The 18,590-nt window shown below is 61.2% G+C and carries 18 protein-coding genes; 10 read left to right on the top strand and 8 right to left on the bottom strand.

The annotated features are described in order from the left end of the window. The first annotated feature begins 3 nt into the window (after positions 1-3). Positions 4-807 (top strand): 2-oxo-hept-4-ene-1,7-dioate hydratase, encoded by an 804-nt coding sequence (gene hpaH / locus FHK92_RS00280; protein ID WP_181286253.1) that lies wholly within the window; start codon positions 4-6, stop codon positions 805-807. A gap of 15 nt (positions 808-822) precedes the next feature. Then, positions 823-1,626 carry a 4-hydroxy-2-oxoheptanedioate aldolase gene (gene hpaI / locus FHK92_RS00275; protein WP_181286252.1) on the top strand — a complete coding sequence of 268 codons (804 nt, stop codon included), beginning with the start codon at positions 823-825 and terminating at the stop codon, positions 1,624-1,626. A gap of 157 nt (positions 1,627-1,783) precedes the next feature. Here hpaI and hpaR read toward each other — a convergent pair whose 3' ends face one another. Further along, positions 1,784-2,206, bottom strand: a complete 423-nt coding sequence (gene hpaR, locus FHK92_RS00270) for a homoprotocatechuate degradation operon regulator HpaR (protein ID WP_181286251.1) — start codon at positions 2,204-2,206, stop codon at positions 1,784-1,786. 236 nt (positions 2,207-2,442) lie between these two features. Between hpaR and FHK92_RS00265 the strand changes: the two genes are divergently transcribed. The 6 genes from FHK92_RS00265 to FHK92_RS00240 all read left to right on the top strand — a co-directional run bounded on the left by FHK92_RS00265 (position 2,443) and on the right by FHK92_RS00240 (position 7,318). Next, positions 2,443-3,741 (top strand): NAD(P)/FAD-dependent oxidoreductase, encoded by a 1,299-nt coding sequence (locus tag FHK92_RS00265; RefSeq protein WP_181286250.1) that lies wholly within the window; start codon positions 2,443-2,445, stop codon positions 3,739-3,741. A gap of 32 nt (positions 3,742-3,773) precedes the next feature. After that, entirely contained in the window at positions 3,774-4,139 is a 366-nt protein-coding gene (locus FHK92_RS00260; protein ID WP_181286249.1) for a cupin domain-containing protein, read from the top strand. A 56-nt stretch (positions 4,140-4,195) separates the two neighbouring features. Continuing rightward, a complete protein-coding gene (locus tag FHK92_RS00255) occupies positions 4,196-4,855 on the top strand; it encodes a response regulator transcription factor (RefSeq protein ID WP_181286248.1) in 660 nt (219 codons plus the stop codon). 85 nt (positions 4,856-4,940) lie between these two features. Continuing rightward, entirely contained in the window at positions 4,941-5,762 is an 822-nt protein-coding gene (locus tag FHK92_RS00250) for a molybdenum cofactor biosynthesis F family protein (RefSeq protein WP_181286247.1), read from the top strand. Beyond that, positions 5,755-6,558, top strand: a complete 804-nt coding sequence (locus FHK92_RS00245) for an SDR family NAD(P)-dependent oxidoreductase (protein ID WP_181286246.1) — start codon at positions 5,755-5,757, stop codon at positions 6,556-6,558. The genes FHK92_RS00250 and FHK92_RS00245 overlap by 8 nt, the downstream gene beginning before the upstream one ends. Next, positions 6,548-7,318, top strand: coding sequence for an SDR family oxidoreductase (locus FHK92_RS00240; RefSeq protein ID WP_181286245.1), 771 nt, complete (start codon positions 6,548-6,550; stop codon positions 7,316-7,318). Before FHK92_RS00245 ends, FHK92_RS00240 begins: the two co-directional genes overlap by 11 nt. Here FHK92_RS00240 and FHK92_RS00235 read toward each other — a convergent pair. The 4 genes from FHK92_RS00235 to FHK92_RS00220 form a co-directional block, all read right to left on the bottom strand. Continuing rightward, the gene (locus tag FHK92_RS00235) at positions 7,278-7,937 is read right to left on the bottom strand and encodes a TetR/AcrR family transcriptional regulator (RefSeq protein ID WP_181286244.1); all 660 of its coding nucleotides are present in this window, start codon (positions 7,935-7,937) and stop codon (positions 7,278-7,280) included. The genes FHK92_RS00240 and FHK92_RS00235 overlap by 41 nt on opposite strands. Positions 7,938-7,951: 14 nt before the next feature. Next, positions 7,952-8,914 (bottom strand): transcriptional regulator FeaR, encoded by a 963-nt coding sequence (feaR, locus tag FHK92_RS00230; protein WP_181286243.1) that lies wholly within the window; start codon positions 8,912-8,914, stop codon positions 7,952-7,954. Positions 8,915-9,025: 111 nt separating this feature from the next. After that, positions 9,026-9,610 carry a DUF3156 family protein gene (locus tag FHK92_RS00225; RefSeq protein ID WP_181286474.1) on the bottom strand — a complete coding sequence of 195 codons (585 nt, stop codon included), beginning with the start codon at positions 9,608-9,610 and terminating at the stop codon, positions 9,026-9,028. Continuing rightward, on the bottom strand, positions 9,591-11,090 hold the full coding sequence (locus tag FHK92_RS00220; RefSeq protein ID WP_181286242.1) for an APC family permease: 1,500 nt from the start codon (positions 11,088-11,090) through the stop codon (positions 9,591-9,593). The genes FHK92_RS00225 and FHK92_RS00220 overlap by 20 nt, the downstream gene beginning before the upstream one ends. A 291-nt stretch (positions 11,091-11,381) precedes the next feature. Between FHK92_RS00220 and FHK92_RS00215 the strand changes: the two genes are divergently transcribed. After that, positions 11,382-12,710, top strand: coding sequence for a hypothetical protein (locus FHK92_RS00215; RefSeq protein WP_181286241.1), 1,329 nt, complete (start codon positions 11,382-11,384; stop codon positions 12,708-12,710). A 144-nt stretch (positions 12,711-12,854) separates the two neighbouring features. Here the strand turns inward: FHK92_RS00215 and FHK92_RS00210 are convergent, their stop codons facing one another. Together FHK92_RS00210 and FHK92_RS00205 are read right to left on the bottom strand one after the other, a co-directional pair. Continuing rightward, positions 12,855-13,811 carry a p-hydroxyphenylacetate 3-hydroxylase reductase component gene (locus tag FHK92_RS00210; protein ID WP_181286240.1) on the bottom strand — a complete coding sequence of 319 codons (957 nt, stop codon included), beginning with the start codon at positions 13,809-13,811 and terminating at the stop codon, positions 12,855-12,857. A gap of 56 nt (positions 13,812-13,867) precedes the next feature. Further along, positions 13,868-15,037, bottom strand: coding sequence for a p-hydroxyphenylacetate 3-hydroxylase oxygenase component (locus tag FHK92_RS00205; RefSeq protein WP_181286239.1), 1,170 nt, complete (start codon positions 15,035-15,037; stop codon positions 13,868-13,870). 234 nt (positions 15,038-15,271) lie between these two features. On the opposite strand from FHK92_RS00205, the gene FHK92_RS00200 reads away from it, so the two are divergent. Beyond that, a complete protein-coding gene (locus FHK92_RS00200) occupies positions 15,272-16,759 on the top strand; it encodes an aldehyde dehydrogenase family protein (RefSeq protein WP_181286238.1) in 1,488 nt (495 codons plus the stop codon). Positions 16,760-16,857: 98 nt separating this feature from the next. Here the strand turns inward: FHK92_RS00200 and FHK92_RS00195 are convergent, their stop codons facing one another. Beyond that, complete coding sequence (locus FHK92_RS00195) at positions 16,858-18,573, bottom strand: alkaline phosphatase D family protein (RefSeq protein WP_181286237.1); 1,716 nt, start codon at positions 18,571-18,573, stop codon at positions 16,858-16,860. Positions 18,574-18,590 lie beyond the last annotated feature (17 nt).

Here is an 18,590-nt window from a genome sequence, read left to right as displayed (position 1 = left end):
GTCATGCTCGATCAACTGCTTATCCAGCAAGCCGCCGCGCGCCTCGACCAGGCCGAACGCTCACGGGAACAGGTGCGCCAGTTTTCCCTAGAGCATCCGGCGATGACCCTCGATGACGCCTACGCCATCCAGCGTGCGTGGGTCGCTCAGAAAATCAAGGACGGACGCAAGCTGGTCGGGCACAAGATCGGCCTGACCTCGCGCGCCATGCAGGTGTCCTCGAATATCACCGAGCCCGATTACGGCGCGCTGCTCGACGACATGTTCTTCGATGAAGGCACCGATATCCCCTTCGAGCGCTTTATCGTGCCGCGGGTGGAAGTCGAGTTGGCGTTCATCCTGGGCAAACCGTTGAAAGGCCCGAACGTGACGGTGTTCGATGTGCTGGACGCCACCGAATGGGTGATCCCGGCGCTGGAGATCATCGATGCGCGGATCCAGCAGATCGACCCGCAGACCAAGGCGACGCGCAAGGTGTTCGACACCATTTCCGACAACGCCGCCAATGCCGGCGTGGTCATGGGCGGGCGCGCCGTGCGCCCTACCGAGGTCGACCTGCGCAAGGTGCCGGCCGTGCTTTACCGCAACGGCGTGATCGAAGAGTCCGGCGTCTCCGCCGCCGTGCTCAATCACCCGGCCAAAGGCGTGGCCTGGCTCGCCAACAAGCTGGCCGCCTACGACGTCACCCTGCAGCCTGGGCAAATCATCCTGGGCGGCTCGTTTACCCGCCCCGTGGCGGCCAACCCCGGCGATACCTTCCATGTCGACTACGACATGCTGGGCTCGATTGCCTGTCGTTTTGTGTAAGCGGAGGACCGCTCGATGGATATGCCTGTGAACACCTTCAAACAGCGCCTGCGCAGCGGTGAGGCCCAGATCGGCCTCTGGCTGGGACTGGCCGATGCCTACTGCGCGGAACTGGCCGCCAACGCCGGATTCGATTGGCTGCTGATCGACGGCGAACACGCACCCAACGATCTGCGTGGCATGCTCGGCCAGCTCCAGGCCGTGGCGCCCTACCCGAGCCAACCGGTGATTCGCCCGGTCATCGGCGACACGGCGCTAATCAAGCAAGTGCTCGATATTGGCGCGCAGACGTTGTTGATCCCCATGGTCGAGAGCGCCGCCCAGGCGCAAGAACTGGTCAAAGCCGTCCACTACCCACCCAAGGGCGTGCGTGGCGTCGGCAGCGCGCTGGCACGCGCGTCGCGTTGGAACAGCATCGCCGGCTACCTCGACCATGCCGATGAGCAGATTTGCTTGCTGGTGCAAATCGAGAACCGTGAAGGCTTGGCCAACCTGGATGCCATCGCGGCCGTAGAAGGCGTCGACGGGGTGTTCATCGGGCCGGCGGATCTCAGCGCCTCGATGGGCCATCGCGGCAATCCGGGCCATCCTGAAGTGCAGGCGGCAATCGAAGACGCCATCGCCCGCATCCGCAAAGCCGGCAAGGCCGCCGGCATTCTCAGCGCCGACCAGGCCTTGGCCAGGCGCTACATCGAGCTGGGTGCGGCGTTCGTCGCGGTCGGCGTGGACACCACGGTGCTGATGCGCGGGTTGCAAAGCCTGGCGGCGGCGTTCAAGGATTCAGCGGCGCCTGCAAGTACGGCCGGTGCTATCTACTGACCGCTGTTGCGGTGCTCGCTGATGTACAGAGATCAAAATGTGGGAGCGAGCCTGCTCGCGAATGCGGTGTGTCAGCTGGCAAATGTACGCACTGAAACGCCCTCTTCGCGAGCAGGCTCGCTCCCACAGTTGGACCGCGGAGCGTCAGCTAATCGACTCAGCGCTTGAGGGTCTTTAGCTCATTGAGCAAGGCCAGAAGCGTCTGCAACTTCTCCTCGCCAAAGCCCGCCTGCAAGCGCTGATAATTGGCCTCCATGCTTTGGCTCATCGAGGCAAAACAGTCCTTCCCCTTCTCGGCCAGCCGCACCAGCACGCGCCGCTGGTCCTGGTGCGCCTTGCGCCGCTCCACCATTCCCGCCGCCTCCATGCGCGCCAGTACGCCGGTCATGCTCGGCTTGAGGATGCAAGCAAGCTCCGCCAGGCGATTGATCTCCAGTTCTTCATGTTGGCTCAGGATACGAATGACCCGCCACTGCTGCTCGGTCAACCCGTGCTGATTGAGCGAAGGACGAAAAAATCCCATGGCGGCTTCACGCGCATGGAGCAAGCTGAGGGTCAAGGATGGGCGCAATTTGGGCATGAGGGTCGGCGTCGTATTAGTTAACAGATTAACGACATTCTAGCATTGGCCGCGGCCCCTCGTGTTCAGCGTTAGCGCCAGGCCGGATTCACGAGCGACCTTGGCAGCCACGGTCAAGGACAGCGGCATACATAATCAAGACACCTACCGCTCGGAAGGCACTTAATAGCACCCAACAGGCACAGAGCTTCTTATCGGCTCTGCAGTGATCACCCTTCACTTTTCCAGGCTGCGCCATGATCAATATCGAAACGCCTACCTACTATTCAGCGACCAAGAAATACAACCTCAGCTTCCCGACCCTCGAACAGGACGTGGAAGCTGACGTGGTGGTGATTGGTGGCGGTTTCTCCGGCATCAACACCGCGCTGGAACTCGCTGAAAAAGGTATCACCAACATCGTGGTGCTCGAAGCGCGCTACCTGGGTTTTGGCGGTACCGGGCGCAACGGCGGGCAGATCATGGCGGGAATCGGCCATGACCTAGAGAAGATCAAGCAGCAAGTCGGCGACGACGGTCTACGCCAGATCTTCGAAATCAGCGAGCTGGGCGCCGGCATCATCAAGGACCGCATCGCCAAATATTCCATTGATGCCGACTTCTGCCACGGCTATGGGTACATGGGCTTCAATGCTCGCCAGGAAAAAACCTTGCGTGCCTGGGAAAAGGACTTCAAGTCGATCAACACCAAGGACGAAATCCGCTTCATGGCGGGGTCCGAGGTCAAGCAGATCATCGGCTCCGACGCCTACAGCAGCGCATTGCTGCACATGGGTGGCGGGCACGTGCACTCACTCAACCTGCTGCTGGGCGAAGCCAAGGCGCTGGCCGGCCATGGTGTGCGCATCTTCGAGCACAGCCCGGCCCTGGAAGTGAGTTACGGCGAGCGCATCACCGTGCGTACCGGCCGCGGCTCGGTCAAGGCCGCCAAGCTGCTCTGGGCTTGCGACAGTTTCCTCAACAAGCTTGAACCGGAATTGCACAAGACCACCGTCAACACCTACGCCTTCCAGTTGATGACCGAACCGCTGTCGGACGAGCTGATCAACCGCATCAGCCCGATACGCGGCGCCTACAGCGATATCCGGCCGGTGATCGACTACTACCGCGTCACCAACGAAAACCGCCTGCTGTTCGGGGCCGCCACGCCGTTTGTCGAGCACATCCCGCTGGACCTCAAGGCTTGGAACCGCAACCTGATGCTGAAGATCTTCCCGTACCTCAAGGACGTGAAGATCGATCTGGCCTGGGGCGGGCCCATGGCGACCGGGGCCAACCTGTTCCCGCAGATCGGCACACTGAGTGGCCGCCCCAACGCTTTTTACGTACAGGGCTATGCCGGTTTCGGAGTCACGCCCAGCCACATCATCTGCAAGGTGTTGGCCGAAGGCATGAGCGAAGGTTCTTCGCGCTACGACCTGATCAGCTCGGTCAAGCATGCGCAGATCCTCGGCAAGGACCATATCCGCCCACTGCTGCTCACCGCCGGCAAAAGCCTTCATCAACTCTCGGGCTATTTCAACGGTCGCCGTTGAGCCCTGACTGTTTCATTCACTGGAGAACTGCCATGCCCGTTACCCCACTCAAGAAAGACATCCAACTATCCGAGCTCGACGCCTGGGGCACGGTTGCCGACCTGGGCTCGGAGATCCTCGAAGGCGAGGTCAAGGCCTTCGGCAAGATGACCTTCGGCGCCCCGACCGACCCCGTCAGCAGTGCCTATTTCGGCACTACCCAGGGCAGGTTTCGCATGGTCTACCCATTCGCCGAACAAGCCACGGTGGTCACCGGCGAAGTGGTGCTGACCGACGAAAGCACCGGCCAAAGTACCCGCTACAAGGCAGGCGACAGCTGGTTCGTGAGCAAAGGCACGCCGGTGCTGTGGGAGGTGGTCAGCGACAGCTTCGTGAAGCACTATTTTGCGGTAGTCTGATCGCTCCTGGCTGCCGGTTTACACCGGCAGCGTTTTCCCGGCGCAGGTAACCGACCATGCACGCCATCCCCGCACAGGAAGTCGCCGGCCGCTGCCTGCAGGCTTTCACCCAACTCGTGCCCGCCAGCCAGGCAGCGTTTTATTGTGTCGACCGCCAGCTGCAAGCCCGCGACTTCAGGCTGCACGGCATGAGCGGCGAGATGCACCGCGATTACCTGGACAACTACCGCCAATTCGACCCGTTGCAGCCGCGCAATTGCCTCTCGACGGGGCTGGCCGTGGTGCCGCTGGGGTTGGCGATGGCGCGGCAGCCGCTGCGTGATAGTCGCCGCTACCGAGACTTCCTGCAGCGCTACGGCGTGGTCGATGTGGTGGAGATTGTCGCTCATCGCGCCGACCAGCCCCAGGCGGCCATTTCGTTGCTGCGCACCGCTGACCAAGGGGCCTTCACCCTGGACCAACTGGCGCAGCTGAATGCCTTGCAGGCACTGTTGCAAATGGCAGTCGCCAACATGCAGCCCGCTGACGACGGGTTGGCCGGACTCACTCCCAAGGAGCGCCAGATCGCCTGGTTGCTGCGCCAGGGCGCGAGCAACAAGCAACTGGCCGTTGAGCTGGGTGTCGGCCTGCCCACGATCAAGACCCACCTGATTCATCTGTTCCGCAAGGCAGGCGTCAGCAGCCGCACCGAGCTGGTGGCCGCGCTGTTTCTTTAAGCCCGCTCAACCATTTGGTTGATAGGCGAGCTCCGTCCGCGGCCGCATGCTCCGGGTTGTCCATTCAACCCACCGGAGCCATGCAATGACCACACAATCCGACTGGATCACCGTCGGCGCCCTCGCCGATGGTTTCGCCCCAGAAGCGTTTATCCTGCCCAACCTGGCCGACCTCAACGGCAAGACCTTCACCCTGTACTTCTCCAACGGCTGGCAGATCGAGCATCGTTTTGAAACCGCCACGCTGCACTGGAACGCCGCCGACGGCCACTCCAGCGGTTCGGCCGCGTACCGCGCCACGTCGGTGCGTCCGGGCCTGTACCTGGTGGACTTCATCAAGCATGAAGCCGGGCAAGCCTGGTCGATCAGCCTGGTGCTGGACACCGGCACGTCGTCGTTCACCGCGGTGATCGGCAGCATGCCGAGTCGCGAACAAACCGAGCAAGGCCTCTACAGCCGCGCCCTGGCCGGCAAGGACCTGACCTCGGTTGAGGTGCAATTCCTCCACGGCAGCTTGAATCAACCCTGGCAAGCCGACCATTGCCCCCATGCGCCGACCCAGGAACTGACCGGGTTGCGCAACCTGTATCGCTACAGCCCCAGCGAAGTCTACGAGCACATCTACCTGAACGATCAATTCTATGCCTGGCAGTGCCTCAAGGGTGTCGAACAAGGCCTTTGCGACACCGATCGCTGCCACTACTACAAGATTGCCGACCAGCTGTACCTGTTCGTCTGGCGCGAAAAGATCATCCCGACCCTCGGCCTGGTACTGATCGATCTGCAGCAACACCGCAGCGACGGCAAGATCTTCGGCTATGCCGGTTCGTCCTTCGATGAGCTGTCGAACTTTCCGGTCAGTTCCTACTGCCAGGTCCTCAATCGCACGGAGTATCCCGATGCCTGATCCACGTACCGTGGTCATCACCGGTGCCGGCACGGGCATCGGTGCCGCCTGCGCCCGGCTGTACGCCGCGGAAGGTGCCAACCTGGTGCTGATCGGCCGGCGTCGCGAGCCACTGGAGCAGGTCGCCGAGACAACCGGTGGCCTGGTGCTGGTCGGCGATGCGGCTTGCCCGCAGACCTGGGAAAACTTCGTTGCCCAGATTCGCACGCGTTTTGGCCGACTCGATGTGCTGTTCGCCTGTGCCGGCGGGCATGGCGTGGGCAGCGCCAGCCAAACCAGCCCATCCACCTGGGAAGCGGCGTTGCGCAGCAATCTGGACAGCGCGTTCTACAGCGCTCGTGCCTGCCTGCCACTGCTGATCGAAAGTGCTGGATGCATCGTGCTGCTGGGCTCCATCGCCTCGCTGGCCGCCGGGCCTGAAGTGTGCGGCTACACCACCGCCAAGCATGCACTGCTCGGTCTCAACCGCTCTCTGGCGCGGGATTACGGGCCGCGTGGCGTGCGGGTAAATGCGGTGTGCCCGGGCTGGGTCACCACGCCGATGGCCGACGAGGAAATGCAACCCTTGATGAGCTTCCACGGCGATACGCTGCAGCAAGCTTATGCCCGTGTGTGCGCCGACGTACCGTTGCGCCGTCCCGCCAGCGCCGAAGAAATCGCCAAGGTATGCCGCTTCCTGGCCAGCCCCGACGCCTCGATTATCACCGGTGCGAGCCTGGTAGCCGACGGCGGTTCGAGCATCGTCGATGTGCCAACCCTGGCCTACGCCCACATGGAGAACATCGATGCGCGATGACTTCGATTTCACTGGGAAAACCGTGCTGGTCACCGGCGGCGCGCAAGGTATCGGGCGGGCCATCGTCGAAGCGTTCGCATGGCGTGGCGCGCGCGTGATGATTGTTGACCTGCGCCTGGCGCAAGCCCAGGCATTGGCCGACGAATTGGGCGCGCGCGGGTGTCAGGTGAACGCCATCGAACTCGATCTGGCCGATGCGGCTGCGGTGTTCGACGGGGTCAAGGGCATCGAGCGAAATTGGGGGCGCCTGGATATCCTGGTGCACAACGCCGGGTATTTTCCGTTGACGGCCTTCGAGCAGATCACCCCCGCCCTGCTCGACCGCACGTTCGCGGTCAATCTCTCGGCCCTGTTCTGGTTGACCCAGGCGGCCCTGCCGATGTTCCAGCGCCAAGGTGGCGGCTGTGTGCTGGTCACGTCTTCGGTCACCGGGCCTCGGGTCGCCTATCCAGGGCTCAGCCACTACGCCGCGTCAAAGGCCGGAGTCAACGGCTTCATCCGCAGTGCGGCGTTGGAGCTGGCTGGCGACCGGATTCGGGTCAACGGTGTGGAACCGGGGATGATTGCCACGCCGGCCATGGACAATCTGGGCGATGATCAGGTCAATGCCGATATCGCCCGACGTGTGCCACTGGGACGACTCGGAGCTCCGGAAGATATCGCAGGGGCCATGCTATTCCTGGCATCGGACCTGGCGGCCTACATCACCGGGCAGACCATCATTGTGGACGGCGGGTCGACGTTGCCTGAGGTGAAGTAATTATGTGGGCGCAAGGCGTATCAGTTGCATCCCCTTCAAGCATCGCCAGCGAGTCACCCAACACCCGCGTCAACGCTGCAAGCCGTTTGACGTAGCCCTGCGGCGTCGAATAGATCAACTCCACATGCAGGCTGTCGACAATGCCCAGGTAGGCATCGCAATACACCTCAAGGGCCTCGGCGCGTGTTGTTGTATACCGAGCTTGCGCCGCGCACTGGAAGTCATGGCGAATGCGCGCCAGGTAACCCTCGAATCCCGTGGTAATGACGCTGCGAATATCCGTCGGCGGAAAGTACGCCGTGCGCAGCAGAAAGCGCAGGTGTGCCGATGTCTCATAGCGTCCGCTCAGCCGCTCAAGATGCAGGTGCCCCGGCACACCCGTGTGGCCGGCCTCATCCTTGAAGCAGCGCTCGATATAACGATGCTCATGGTCCAGGGCGATCCCGAAAACCGTCAGGAACAACGCGTCCTTGCTGTCGAAGTGCGCATACAACGACGCCTTGCGCATGCCCGCCCGGACCGCGATTTCGTTGAGCGACGAGGCGTCGTACCCGTGATCGGCAAAGTGCTCGACCGCGACTGCGCAAATGTTGCTGGCCGAGAGGCTGAGCGGTTTCATGGGCCAATGAATACCTACGCCGCCCCCATCGCCTGTTGCAGATGGGTAGAACGAAAGTCCTTGGGCGACAGCTCGAATTGCTTCTTGAACGAGCGGCTGAAATGGGCCGAATCGGTGAAACCCCACTTGTAGGCGATCGAGGTGATCGACTCGCTCTTGAGGAACGGGTTGGTCAGGTCATCCGCGCTGCGCTTGAGCCGCGCACGCTGGATGTAGCGACAAACGCTGTCGTCCTGCTCTTCGAATAAACGGTACAGATGCCGAACGGAAATGTTCAAGCGGCTGGCCAGGCCTACGGGACTCAATCCTGGCTGGGTCAGCGACTCGTCGATGACTTTCTGTACATAGCTGCGCAGGTTGCTGCCCTGCAAGGACGCGGCGCTTTCAGCGGGCGCGTCTTGCATCTCAAAGGCTGAACCGAGCAAGGAGATGAACGCCGCTTGCAGGGCCTGCGCCTCCTGATCCGAATCCTGGCCGCCAAGCCCTTCCCTGCACAGCTGGTCCATCAACACGTGGAGCATCCGACCACAGGCCTTGCTCGAAGAGATCTTGCCGAAGGTTTTCGAGGCACCGCCCAATTGCTTGCACACTTCGTTGCGTGAGAGTGACAGGGACGCATGTTCGATCAGTCCGAACGGGCTGATCTCGATCGAGCCCGTGGAATCCATCAGCAGCATGTCGCCGGGGGCGAGCTGTACCATTTGGCCGTTCTGGGTGATCTGACAATAGCCACTGCGTTGGCTGACAAGGAAACAGTGCTGGTCCATGTCGTGGTCGGCATTGGGTCGTTCGCGCTTGATCAGCCCGGCATTGGTGCGCAGGTTGGCGAGTGACAGGCCACCCTGCTCGAGCTTGGACACCTCACCGATGAACAGTGAGCGGTTAAACGCCAGTTCCGTGTCGAAATGGCCGCAGGCCGCTCGCAAATCCCGAGTCCAGGTTTCCAATCCATGGTGCGCAGATTGATAGGTGCTCATGGCAACTCCACAGTGGCTTCTTGTTTTTGTTGGCCAATAGTTAACATGTTATCTATATAGGCGCAACAAGGACGTGATCCCGACTGTGGAAGCAGTAATGATGCCAGTTGATCACAACCCGCTCAGCACCCGCTGCATGCCGGCCAGCACCGTGAACAAGCCCTCCCGCTGGGCCGGGCTCAGGGCGATGTAACGCCGAAACGCCGGCATGCGATTGACCACCTCGCTGCCGCCCATGTGCTCCAACCGAACGCGCCATTGCTGGCCGTCCAACTCGATACGCAGGTGCTTGAAATCCAGCGCCATCAGCGCTTGATGCAATGCTGGGTCATTCACCAGCGCGGCTTCAAGCCTGGCCCCCAGGGCGGTTTCACCCGCGCGTTGTCGACACGCCAGTCCGGTGCGCCGGATCGAACCGCGGTGGTGCAGGTCGAAGCGTGCGCTGCCCTGCGTTGAAGCGGGCAACTGGATCATGAACTCCGTCATGACCAGGTGCATCAATAATTGCGCTTCAGTGCGCTCGACAATGGCCACCTGAAGGTCGACAGCATCCCATCTGAACGTCGCACTGGCCGGCCCGGTCGACACAAGGCTCGCCAGGCCAAGGTTGCGTCGCAGGTACTCAAGCGTGACCCCGGGTCGGTAACCGGCCGGTGCGCGCCTGGCACTGAACAGCTCAGACAGCTTTTGCAGCATGCTCGAAATGCCCGTTGTGAGGGTTGCCCGGCTCATGGGAAAACTCCTGTGCCAACACGTCTTCTACCGACGCTGGCTTGAATGGATTGACCTTCTGCACCACCAACGTCCAGAACAGCGCGTAGCTGGCGGTAATGCCGAGCATCACGCCAAACGGCACATAGATATCGGCAGGGTTCATGCCCGGTGGGGTGATGAACCACATGCCCAGCAGGATGCCGACGCTGGACAGAATCTGCGGCAACGGGAAGAACGGCGAGCGATAGGCCCGAGGCAGATCAGGACGACGAATCCGCAGGATCACCACCGACAGCGTCACCAACAGGTAGGAGAAACTCCAGGCGCACACGGCCGCCAACACCAAGTGCATGATGTTGTCGGTGTTACCGCCCAACCACAGCGCGTAGAGGCACGGAATCGCCATCGCCACCAGGATGCACAGCAACGGTGTCTTGAAGCGTGGGTGCAGATAGGTGAAGACCTTGGGTAACGCACCATCCACCGCCATACCGTACAAAATCCGCGGTACACCGGCCATCAGCGTATTGATGGTCGCGGCGCCGGCAAACAGAAAGCCGATGCCCAGCCAGAGCGGGCCGATCTCTCCCATGACCTGCTCGGCAAACCGCGGAATCGCCATCGGGGTGTCGAGCAGGTGCACGCCGGAGGTGGCGTCGAGCAACACGTTTTCGACCTGGCGCTTCATCGCGGCGCCATAGATGAACATGCAGGTGGCCACGCTCAACAAACCGAGGATCATCGCCTTGGGCATGACCTTGGCCGAATTGCGCAGGTCCGGCGCCAACGGCGTGACGAACTCGCAGCCGACGAACATGAACATGGCCATGCCCACCAGCGACAGGATGGTGATCAGGTCGGTGCCCACCAGCGACACGCCGAACCAGCCTTCCAATTGCACCGCTGGAGCCGCAATCAGACCCAGCACGGCGAACACCATCAAAGTGGTCCACATGCCGAACGTCAGGATGATTTCGGCCCTGCCGAAGGCGCTGACACCGAACGCATTGAGGACGCCGAACACCACGACGAACCCGACCCCAAGCAACCAGGAGCCGCCAGCCGATTCCGCCAGGGTATTGAGGTGCTCGAAGTTCACCAGGGCCATGACCCCGGACAGGATGGTTTCAGCGGTACCGGCAAACACATGCACGATCAGGTACGCCGACAACGTGCCGGTGATGGCAAAAAAACGACCCATGCCGCAATTGATGTAGTCATAGACCGAGCCGGTGGTCGGCAAGATCGCAGCGGCCTCGGCGAACGTGGTGGCTTGGGCCAGCATCATGACCACCGCGATCAGCATGGCGACCGCGAAGGCGCTGCCGCCGATACCGAAGCCCATGGTCGCGGTGAGAATCACCGGGCTGGCCATGATCAGGCCGATGGTGCTGGCCAGCGCGGTCGGAAAGCCGACGCTGCCTCGTTTCAAGTGCTGCGTGAGCCGGTCATTGATCGACATGGTTCGGATCCTCGAAAGCGGATTTCTGAGTGGATGCATCGAGCCGTACAAGGCGCTGGCGTTGACGCCCTCCCCAGCCAGTCCCTGATCAAAACGACATCGAGCGAAAATCACTGTGCGCCTCGAACACGCTGGACGTCTTGCCCATGTCTGCCGTGGCTCTTGTTGCTGTCTGCCAATACATAGGCCTTGGCTGGCAGGATCAATTACTTGGCACGCAGGTGAAAGACTTGCCCCGCTCCCGGTCATCTTAATGCGCCCTCGTAACTATCCATGCTGGGGAATATGACAATGGAGCAAACATTGAAAACCCACTCGCTGTCCAAGGCTGTCGGCCTGGGCATCGTGCTTCTTTTCGGCCAATCGTCGGCCCGGGCCTATGAGCTTTATGCCGATGAGGACGCCCACCTCAACGCCGATTTCCTGGCGGTCTACGGGATGTTCAACAGCCGCCACAACTACGATGGCACACCCGGCGGTTCAACGTGGCGCGAAGGGTTCATCAAGTATGGGATAAGTGGCGATCAGGGCCTGGCCGGGTACGGCACGGGCTATGGCGCACTCAATTGGGTCAGCTCCGGCACCTGGGGCGATGGCGATGCCGCCGGCAACACCGACGGTTCGGAACGCACCACAAAAATCGAAGACGCCTACCTGGGCTGGCGCTCGGCCGACCTGTTTCCGACCCTGGGCAAGGACGGCGTGGATTTTTCCGTCGGCCGCCAAGTGGTCAAGCTTGGCCGCGGCTTCCTGATCAACGACGACGGCCCGAACCTGGGCAAGGGCCCGGCCGACGGCGCATTGAATCGCGGAGGCGCCTACTACCTCGCCGCGCGGCACGCCTTCGACCGCACCGCCGTACTGCGCCTCGGTGGCCAGGACGGCCTGCATGGTTCGATGCTGTGGCTCAAATCCGACAACCGTGCCCAGGCAGAAACCGAGCTGGCGGCGGGCACCCTGGATTACACAGCCGCCGCCGGGACCCTGGGGTTGACGTGGATCCATGGCATCGGTGTCACCGACCAGTGGGCCAGCGACTTCCAGAAACAACGTGAGGGTCTGGATACGTATAGCCTGCGCGGCGAAGGCAGCGCGGGTATCGAGAATGCCAGCTTCGCCTTCGAATACGCCTGGCAGGACAAGGACGCCGGACCGGAAAAAGCCTGGTACGGCGAAGCCGGCTACACCTTTGCCGACGTTGCCTGGGCGCCGAAGCTGACCTACCGCTACACCCGCTACTCGCAAAAATGGGACCCGCTGTTCACCGGACTCAGCACCGGCTACGGCACTTGGTTCCAAGGCGAGGTGGCCTCCAACTACGCCGGCCCGTTCAACAGCAACACCGGCATCCACCACGTGGGACTCAAGGCGACGCCCTTGGAGAACCTGACGGTCGGCGCGCTGTACTTCGACTTCAACACCCTGCGCACGCGCGATGCGCTGAACCTGGACGCTCGGGAACTGGACCTGTACGCCGAATGGGCGGTCAACAGCCACCTGATCATCAGCCCGCTGGTAGGCATCTACCAACCGAAAAAGGACTCGGACAGCGGCGGTAACCAAGTAGGTGGCAACGGCACCAACCTCTACAGCCAACTGACCGTGGCGGTGCCCTTCTGATCCGCTCAGGAGCTGCCTCGCGCAGCTCCTGAAGCGTTCTAATGTTTTTGCTGGAACAACATTGTCTGGATCTGATCGTTCCGGCCCTGATGAATTTCGTGACGAAAAAAAACCGAGGCCTTTAATGGCCTCGGTTTTTTACGATCAGCAGTGACGGATCAATTGCTTCAGGACCGTCTTGAACGTTTCGATCTGGGCTTCACTGAACTCGGCGAACACCCTTTCCTGCTGTTCGCCCGCGATCGCCCAAAGGGCTTCGGTCTGCTCGATACCAGCAGCGGTCAAGCGCACACCCTCGGCATCGTCGTTCACCCATCCCTTGCGCTTGAGGTTGGCCACGGCTTCCTCGATTTCCCGCACCGGCATGGCCACTTCCCGCAACAAGTCGCTGGGGCTGAGCCTGGCGTCGTTCTCCAACACCATCAGCATCCGCGCCTCATTGGTGCGCAGGCCGGTGGACAATTGGCGGGGCTGGTAGCTGGACTGGTAGGCGCGCACGGCCTGGGTCATCAAGTAATACAGGTTGTGGCTCAAGCGCCCCTGGAAATGGCTGCTGGGCGGTTGACTGTCGTCACGCTTGGTCATGCGGGTATGGGGCAGCACCATGGAATAGGCGCCCTGATGATAGAGCAGCGGCGCTCGACCGAAATCATCGAAAGCCACCACCTTGCCGATCATGATCCAGTGATCGCCACCGTCCACTTGCTGGTATTTCTCGCAGTGAAACCGCGCCGCACAGTCGGCGAACACCGGCGCCCCGCCTTCCCCGGATTGATACTCGATTTCCGCGAAGCGATCGTCCTTGGGCCGGGCGAAATTGTTCGACAGGTCAATCTGGTCCGCCGCCAGCACGTTGACCGCGAAGTGGCTGGCCTGCTCGAACACCGCATGGCTGTTGGAGCGTTTGTCGATGCTCCACAGCACCAGCGGCGGGTCGAGAGACACCGAATTGAAGCTGTTGGCGGTGACCCCCACTTTTTGGCCGGAGGCCGTGGCGGCGGTGACCACGGTCACCCCCGTGGCAAAGTTGCCCAGGGCGCGACGAAAGGCCCGTGGGTCGAAGGTCGACTCAATCGCGACGCAGGCATTGTTATCGGACATGCAAGACTCCCGGACGGCTTGAAGCGCCGCCCTGATTGTTGTTATCAGGAACCGCTTCAGGCCAGGCTTGGATCAGGCTCAAGACCCATCAGCTCACGGCCGAGGATTTGCGCACAGACGTCGTAGTCGGTGTAGGCATGGGCGCCGGTCATGTGCGAATCGCGGAACAAGCGCTGCATTTCGTTGTGTTCGAACCAGGCATTGCCGCCCGCGACTTCGAACAGGCGATCCACCGCCTGGATACACATCTTGGTGGCGTACGCTTGATTGGTACGCCAGAACGCCAGGGTTTCGCGGCTTGGGTAGCGTTGCTGCTCACTGTGCTCGGCATGCTCAGCCCAGGTCTTTTCCAGAAAGGCGCGCGCGGCGGCGACCTGGTGAGTCGACTCGGCCAAGCGCATCAATGCCGGCGTTGCCGCACCGACCGCCGCACCGGTGTAGGCACGCACCCGCGTCTTGGTCTTTTCGCGGAACACCTCAAGCATCCGCTCGGCGACGCCCAGGCTCACGGTGGAGAAGCCGCTGGCAAAATAAGGACGATACGGTGAATAGAACACCTTGCTGTCGGGATACAGGCCGAAGCCTGCGGACTTGCCCTCCATCATGTCCTTGGCCTTTTGGATACGGTGCTCCGGCACCCAGGCCTTGTCGATGATCAGGGTCTTGGTGCCACTGCCTTTCATGCCGGCGGCAAACCAGTCGTCGCGGATCTGATAGTCACTGCGCGGCAGTACCGCAAAGCAGTAATCCTGGGTGCCCTCGGCATTCGGCCGACGGAAACCGACAATCGCCCATTCAGCGTGGTCACATCCGCTACTCCAGCCCATCTCGCCGCTGAACAGCACACCGCCCTCGACTTCCTCGGTACGACCAAAGGGCGCGATGCTGCTGCTCGCCGTGGCATTCGGATCAATGCCCCAGACTTCCTGCTGCAGTTTGGCCGGGAACAATGCCAATTGATGGCTGTGGGTGCACAACAGGCTCATGGCCCAGGCCGTGCTGGCGCAGGCCCCGGCGAGCAAGGCGATGCAGTCGGCAAACTGTGGCAGCGACAACTCCATGCCGCCGAACGCTTTGGGCTGGAACACGCGATGCAGGCCGATGCCCTTGAGCAAGGCAATATTCTCGGCGGGGACTTGGCGGTCTCGCTCGGCCTGGAAGGCATTGGCCGCAATAACCGGCAGGATGGACTTGAGGTCTTCAAGGAGCGGGTTTGGCTTTTTCATGGATGGCCCTGCTTATTATTGGATGTCCGGCGGACCTTGAGAAACGAGGCCGGGCGCCGGATGCAGGGCCAGTATGGAGCGAGCCTTGCATGGAGAAAATGCACGTTCCAGAGTCAAGATTGTACTTTTCACAGATGTGGCAGCCACGATCATGGCAGCCGGCAGGCACAGTCAAGCCTGGGATTGTCCGGTGGATTAGCCTCGGAGTTTTCTTTATTCAGAGCAGGAAAACCCATGAGCGATATTCCACTGCTGCCTCAGGTCGAAGCTTTTCTCAGCCGACAACACGCGCTGTTTATCGACGGTGGCTACGTTCAAAGCCATAGCAACAAAACGCTGCAGGTGATCAACCCGGCGACCGGCCAAGTCATCGCCGAGGTCGTAGACGCCGACCCGGCCGATATCGACGCGGCGGTGGCGTCAGCGCGCCGTGGCTTCAAACAGTGGAGCCAGGTCGCACCGGCGACACGCGGCAATGTGCTGTTCAAACTGGCCGAGCTGCTTGAACAACACCGCGAAGAACTGGCGCAGATCGAAACCTGCCAATCGGGCAAGATCATCCAGATTTCCCGGGCCTTCGAAGTCGACCAGGCCGCACACTTCCTTCGCTACTACGCCGGCTGGGCCAGCAAGATCAGCGGCCAGACCATCACCCCGTCACTGCCATCGTTCGCCAGTGAACGCTATACCGCCTTCACCCTGCGTGAACCGGTTGGGGTGGTCGTGGGTATCGTGCCGTGGAATTTCTCGACCATGATCGCCATTTGGAAACTCGCCTCGGCATTGGTGACGGGGTGCAGCATTATCATCAAACCCAGTGAATTCACCCCGCTGACCCTACTGCGGATCGCCGAACTGGCCATTGAAGCCGGCTTGCCTGCGGGTGCGTTGAACGTGCTGACCGGTGGCGGTCTGGTAGGCAAAGGCCTGGTCGAGCATCCGGGCACGGACAAGGTTTCGTTTACCGGATCGGTGCCAACCGGCATCGCTGTCGGCCGGAGTGCCATGGGCGCCGGCCTGACCCGCGCCACGCTGGAGCTTGGCGGAAAAAACTCTGCGGGTTTCCTCCGTGACGTCGATCTGGACAAGGCGGTCAACGGCATCATCGAGGCCGGGTTCCTTCATTCCGGACAAATCTGCGCCGCCGCCGAGCGGTTCTTCGTCCATCGGTCGCAGATCGATCCGGTGATGGAAAAACTCGCGCAACGCTTGAACACCCTCAACATCGGCTCGCCCCTGGATGAGCGCACCGAATTCGGCCCCGTCACCCATCGCCAGCATCAACTCAAGATCGGTGAGTATTTCGCCAAGGCGCGAGCAGAAAACAACACCATCATTCACGGCGGCAACCTGATCGACCGTCCGGGCTGCTATGTCGAGCCGACGGTGATTCTCGCTAACGCGGTCACTGACACATTGCTCTGCGAAGAAACCTTCGGCCCGATTGCGACTTTTTTCCCTTACGACACCGAAGACGAACTGCTGGAGCTGATGAACAACACGCCTTATGGCTTGAGCGCCAGCCTCTGGACCAATGACCTGGGCAAGGCGCTGCACATGGTACCCGCCATCAACGCCGGAACCGTCTGGGTGAACATGCACACGTTGCTCGACCCGGCGGTGCCATTCGGAGGCAACAAATCCTCGGGCGTGGGGCGCGAGTTTGGCAGTGCGTTCATCGATGACTACACCGAACTCAAGTCGGTGATGATCCGCTACTGAAACGCAAACGCCAGGGTTGGGTGAAGGCAGGACCGCCTGGCTTTGGTGGCTGAGCGGTCATGGCGCAGCATCAGGACCACTCGGTGATGCACGGCGCCTCACCAAGGCGCCAGCTTCAGTTTCTCCGGCATCTTGCGTATCTGGCCGTCTCCATGGCTTCGCGCAATTGGATTCCCATCCCCGTCGAAAGCCTGCACGGCCAGTACCGCCGCCACCGGGTCTACGTCGACTCGGCAGAAATTGTCATCCTGGCAGAAGCCCCACGCCCTGTAGTGCAAGGTGCCCTGGGCCGGGCTGATGGCGAAGCCATCCTGAGTATTCGCAGCGCGTGAATCGTGGACGTAGCCAGCCGGATCGCCATCGGCAAAAGCAAACGGCCAATAAAATGCGGAGGAGACGATGGAGTAAGACTTAAGCGCCGCAGCGGGGGCCGAGAACTCCAGTTGCGCCACGCTGGAGCAATGGATGTCACCGGACAGGAAGATCACGTTCTGCACGTTCCCGTCCACCATTGTTTGCAGAATCCGCCGGCGCGTGTTGGGAAAACACGGCCATGAATCATCCTTCTCCTTGTGTTCATCGCTGAGCAAGGTATCCACTCCGTTCGGCAGGAAGACACTGGAAGTTACGATGAACTTCGGCACGTTGCCGAGGGTTTGCTGCATGTGCATCAGCCATGCGCACACCCGGTCCAGTTGGCTCGGCTCGTTGGGATCAAGGGAGGGTCGGCCCAGCAGGTGATTGTCGGCCAGACCCGGCAGATCGGCGAGAAAACGCTGGGTGCGGGTGTCGAGGACGAAGAACGGGTAGCCGGCGCAAACGAAGTCGTAGAACAGGTTCAGCGTGCGCATCCGCTTGAGCGAGGCTGGCGCCCCGTATGCCGGATCATTTACGTAGCTGTCGGTAAAACGCGGCCCGTGGCTCCACTGGTAGCTCATGTACGCACCAATGGCCAGGTTGAAGAGTATCCGTTTGCCGTTGCTCTGGTGCAGGCGATCCTGTGACCAGTTGTCCTCAATTTCGTGGTCATCCAGGATCATGTAGGTCGGCACGCGACCCAACAGCTTGCGCATGTTCCGCGACCCGAACGCAATATGGTAGCGCTCCTGGAACTCCTCATAGGTATCCGCCAGGCCGATCGGCACCAGGCGATTGAACATGTCCGCATAGATCTGGTCGCCGGCCATGAGTGACAAGTTGACCGGCCTTTCCTCGTGCTGCTTGAGCATGGGGCGAAAGATACGGTCGGCTTCCTTGCGCTTCCATAACAACCCTGGATAACGGCACGAGCCCAGCAGAAAACTGAATGGAGATGCGGCTTGGCCTGGCGCCGGCTGCGTGGTGAACGTGGCTTCGGCAAACGCTTCGCCCAAACCATTTTCGAGATTTAACTTGTCCGCCCATACGGACGGGGCTGGGAGCTTGGACGCAATCTCCTCGCTGGATACATTGCTGTCATTGGGATAGGCGTCATCCTGATTCAGCGACGCCATGCGCACGGTGTAGGTGGTGGCGGGATCGAGCGCGTAAGGCTGCAGTTTCTTTTCCTCTGCCGCATCTTTCCAGAGGGACTTGTCTATGCCGAGATTCAACGTGCCGGTACGGTCATATTCGCGGGGCAGGCGGAAATAGAAGATATCGCCTGGCTTAACCTTGCCGTTTTTTCCTACGACACCGAGTACACCGATGGAACGGACCTCTTCATCGAGCTCTTTTCGATCGAGGCAATCCGAGGCGGCAATCCACAGCCGGCACGAACGATGGGTAGTGTGTCCCACGATGGGACCGAGTGCGGGCGCGCGAAGCGTACTCATGGAGGGGCATCCTTTCA

Source organism: Pseudomonas brassicacearum subsp. neoaurantiaca (genome assembly GCF_013608025.1).
Classification (GTDB): Bacteria; Pseudomonadota; Gammaproteobacteria; order Pseudomonadales; family Pseudomonadaceae; genus Aquipseudomonas.
This window is presented reverse-complemented; position numbering and strand designations above follow the sequence as displayed.

Excerpts from the sequence above, each read along its gene's own strand:
- FHK92_RS00215 (WP_181286241.1), top strand. The coding sequence starts at position 11,382 with ATGGAGCAAACATTGAAAACCCACTCGCTGTCCAAGGCTGTCGGCCTG.
- FHK92_RS00210 (WP_181286240.1), bottom strand. The coding sequence starts at position 13,811 with ATGTCCGATAACAATGCCTGCGTCGCGATTGAGTCGACCTTCGACCCA.
- hpaR (WP_181286251.1), bottom strand. The coding sequence starts at position 2,206 with ATGCCCAAATTGCGCCCATCCTTGACCCTCAGCTTGCTCCATGCGCGT.
- FHK92_RS00225 (WP_181286474.1), bottom strand. The coding sequence starts at position 9,610 with ATGCTGCAAAAGCTGTCTGAGCTGTTCAGTGCCAGGCGCGCACCGGCC.
- hpaI (WP_181286252.1), top strand. The coding sequence starts at position 823 with ATGGATATGCCTGTGAACACCTTCAAACAGCGCCTGCGCAGCGGTGAG.
- FHK92_RS00265 (WP_181286250.1), top strand. The coding sequence starts at position 2,443 with ATGATCAATATCGAAACGCCTACCTACTATTCAGCGACCAAGAAATAC.
- FHK92_RS00220 (WP_181286242.1), bottom strand. The coding sequence starts at position 11,090 with ATGTCGATCAATGACCGGCTCACGCAGCACTTGAAACGAGGCAGCGTC.
- FHK92_RS00235 (WP_181286244.1), bottom strand. The coding sequence starts at position 7,937 with ATGAAACCGCTCAGCCTCTCGGCCAGCAACATTTGCGCAGTCGCGGTC.
- FHK92_RS00205 (WP_181286239.1), bottom strand. The coding sequence starts at position 15,037 with ATGAAAAAGCCAAACCCGCTCCTTGAAGACCTCAAGTCCATCCTGCCG.
- FHK92_RS00200 (WP_181286238.1), top strand. The coding sequence starts at position 15,272 with ATGAGCGATATTCCACTGCTGCCTCAGGTCGAAGCTTTTCTCAGCCGA.
- FHK92_RS00255 (WP_181286248.1), top strand. The coding sequence starts at position 4,196 with ATGCACGCCATCCCCGCACAGGAAGTCGCCGGCCGCTGCCTGCAGGCT.
- FHK92_RS00240 (WP_181286245.1), top strand. The coding sequence starts at position 6,548 with ATGCGCGATGACTTCGATTTCACTGGGAAAACCGTGCTGGTCACCGGC.
- feaR (WP_181286243.1), bottom strand. The coding sequence starts at position 8,914 with ATGAGCACCTATCAATCTGCGCACCATGGATTGGAAACCTGGACTCGG.
- FHK92_RS00195 (WP_181286237.1), bottom strand. The coding sequence starts at position 18,573 with ATGAGTACGCTTCGCGCGCCCGCACTCGGTCCCATCGTGGGACACACT.
- FHK92_RS00260 (WP_181286249.1), top strand. The coding sequence starts at position 3,774 with ATGCCCGTTACCCCACTCAAGAAAGACATCCAACTATCCGAGCTCGAC.
- FHK92_RS00250 (WP_181286247.1), top strand. The coding sequence starts at position 4,941 with ATGACCACACAATCCGACTGGATCACCGTCGGCGCCCTCGCCGATGGT.
- hpaH (WP_181286253.1), top strand. The coding sequence starts at position 4 with ATGCTCGATCAACTGCTTATCCAGCAAGCCGCCGCGCGCCTCGACCAG.
- FHK92_RS00245 (WP_181286246.1), top strand. The coding sequence starts at position 5,755 with ATGCCTGATCCACGTACCGTGGTCATCACCGGTGCCGGCACGGGCATC.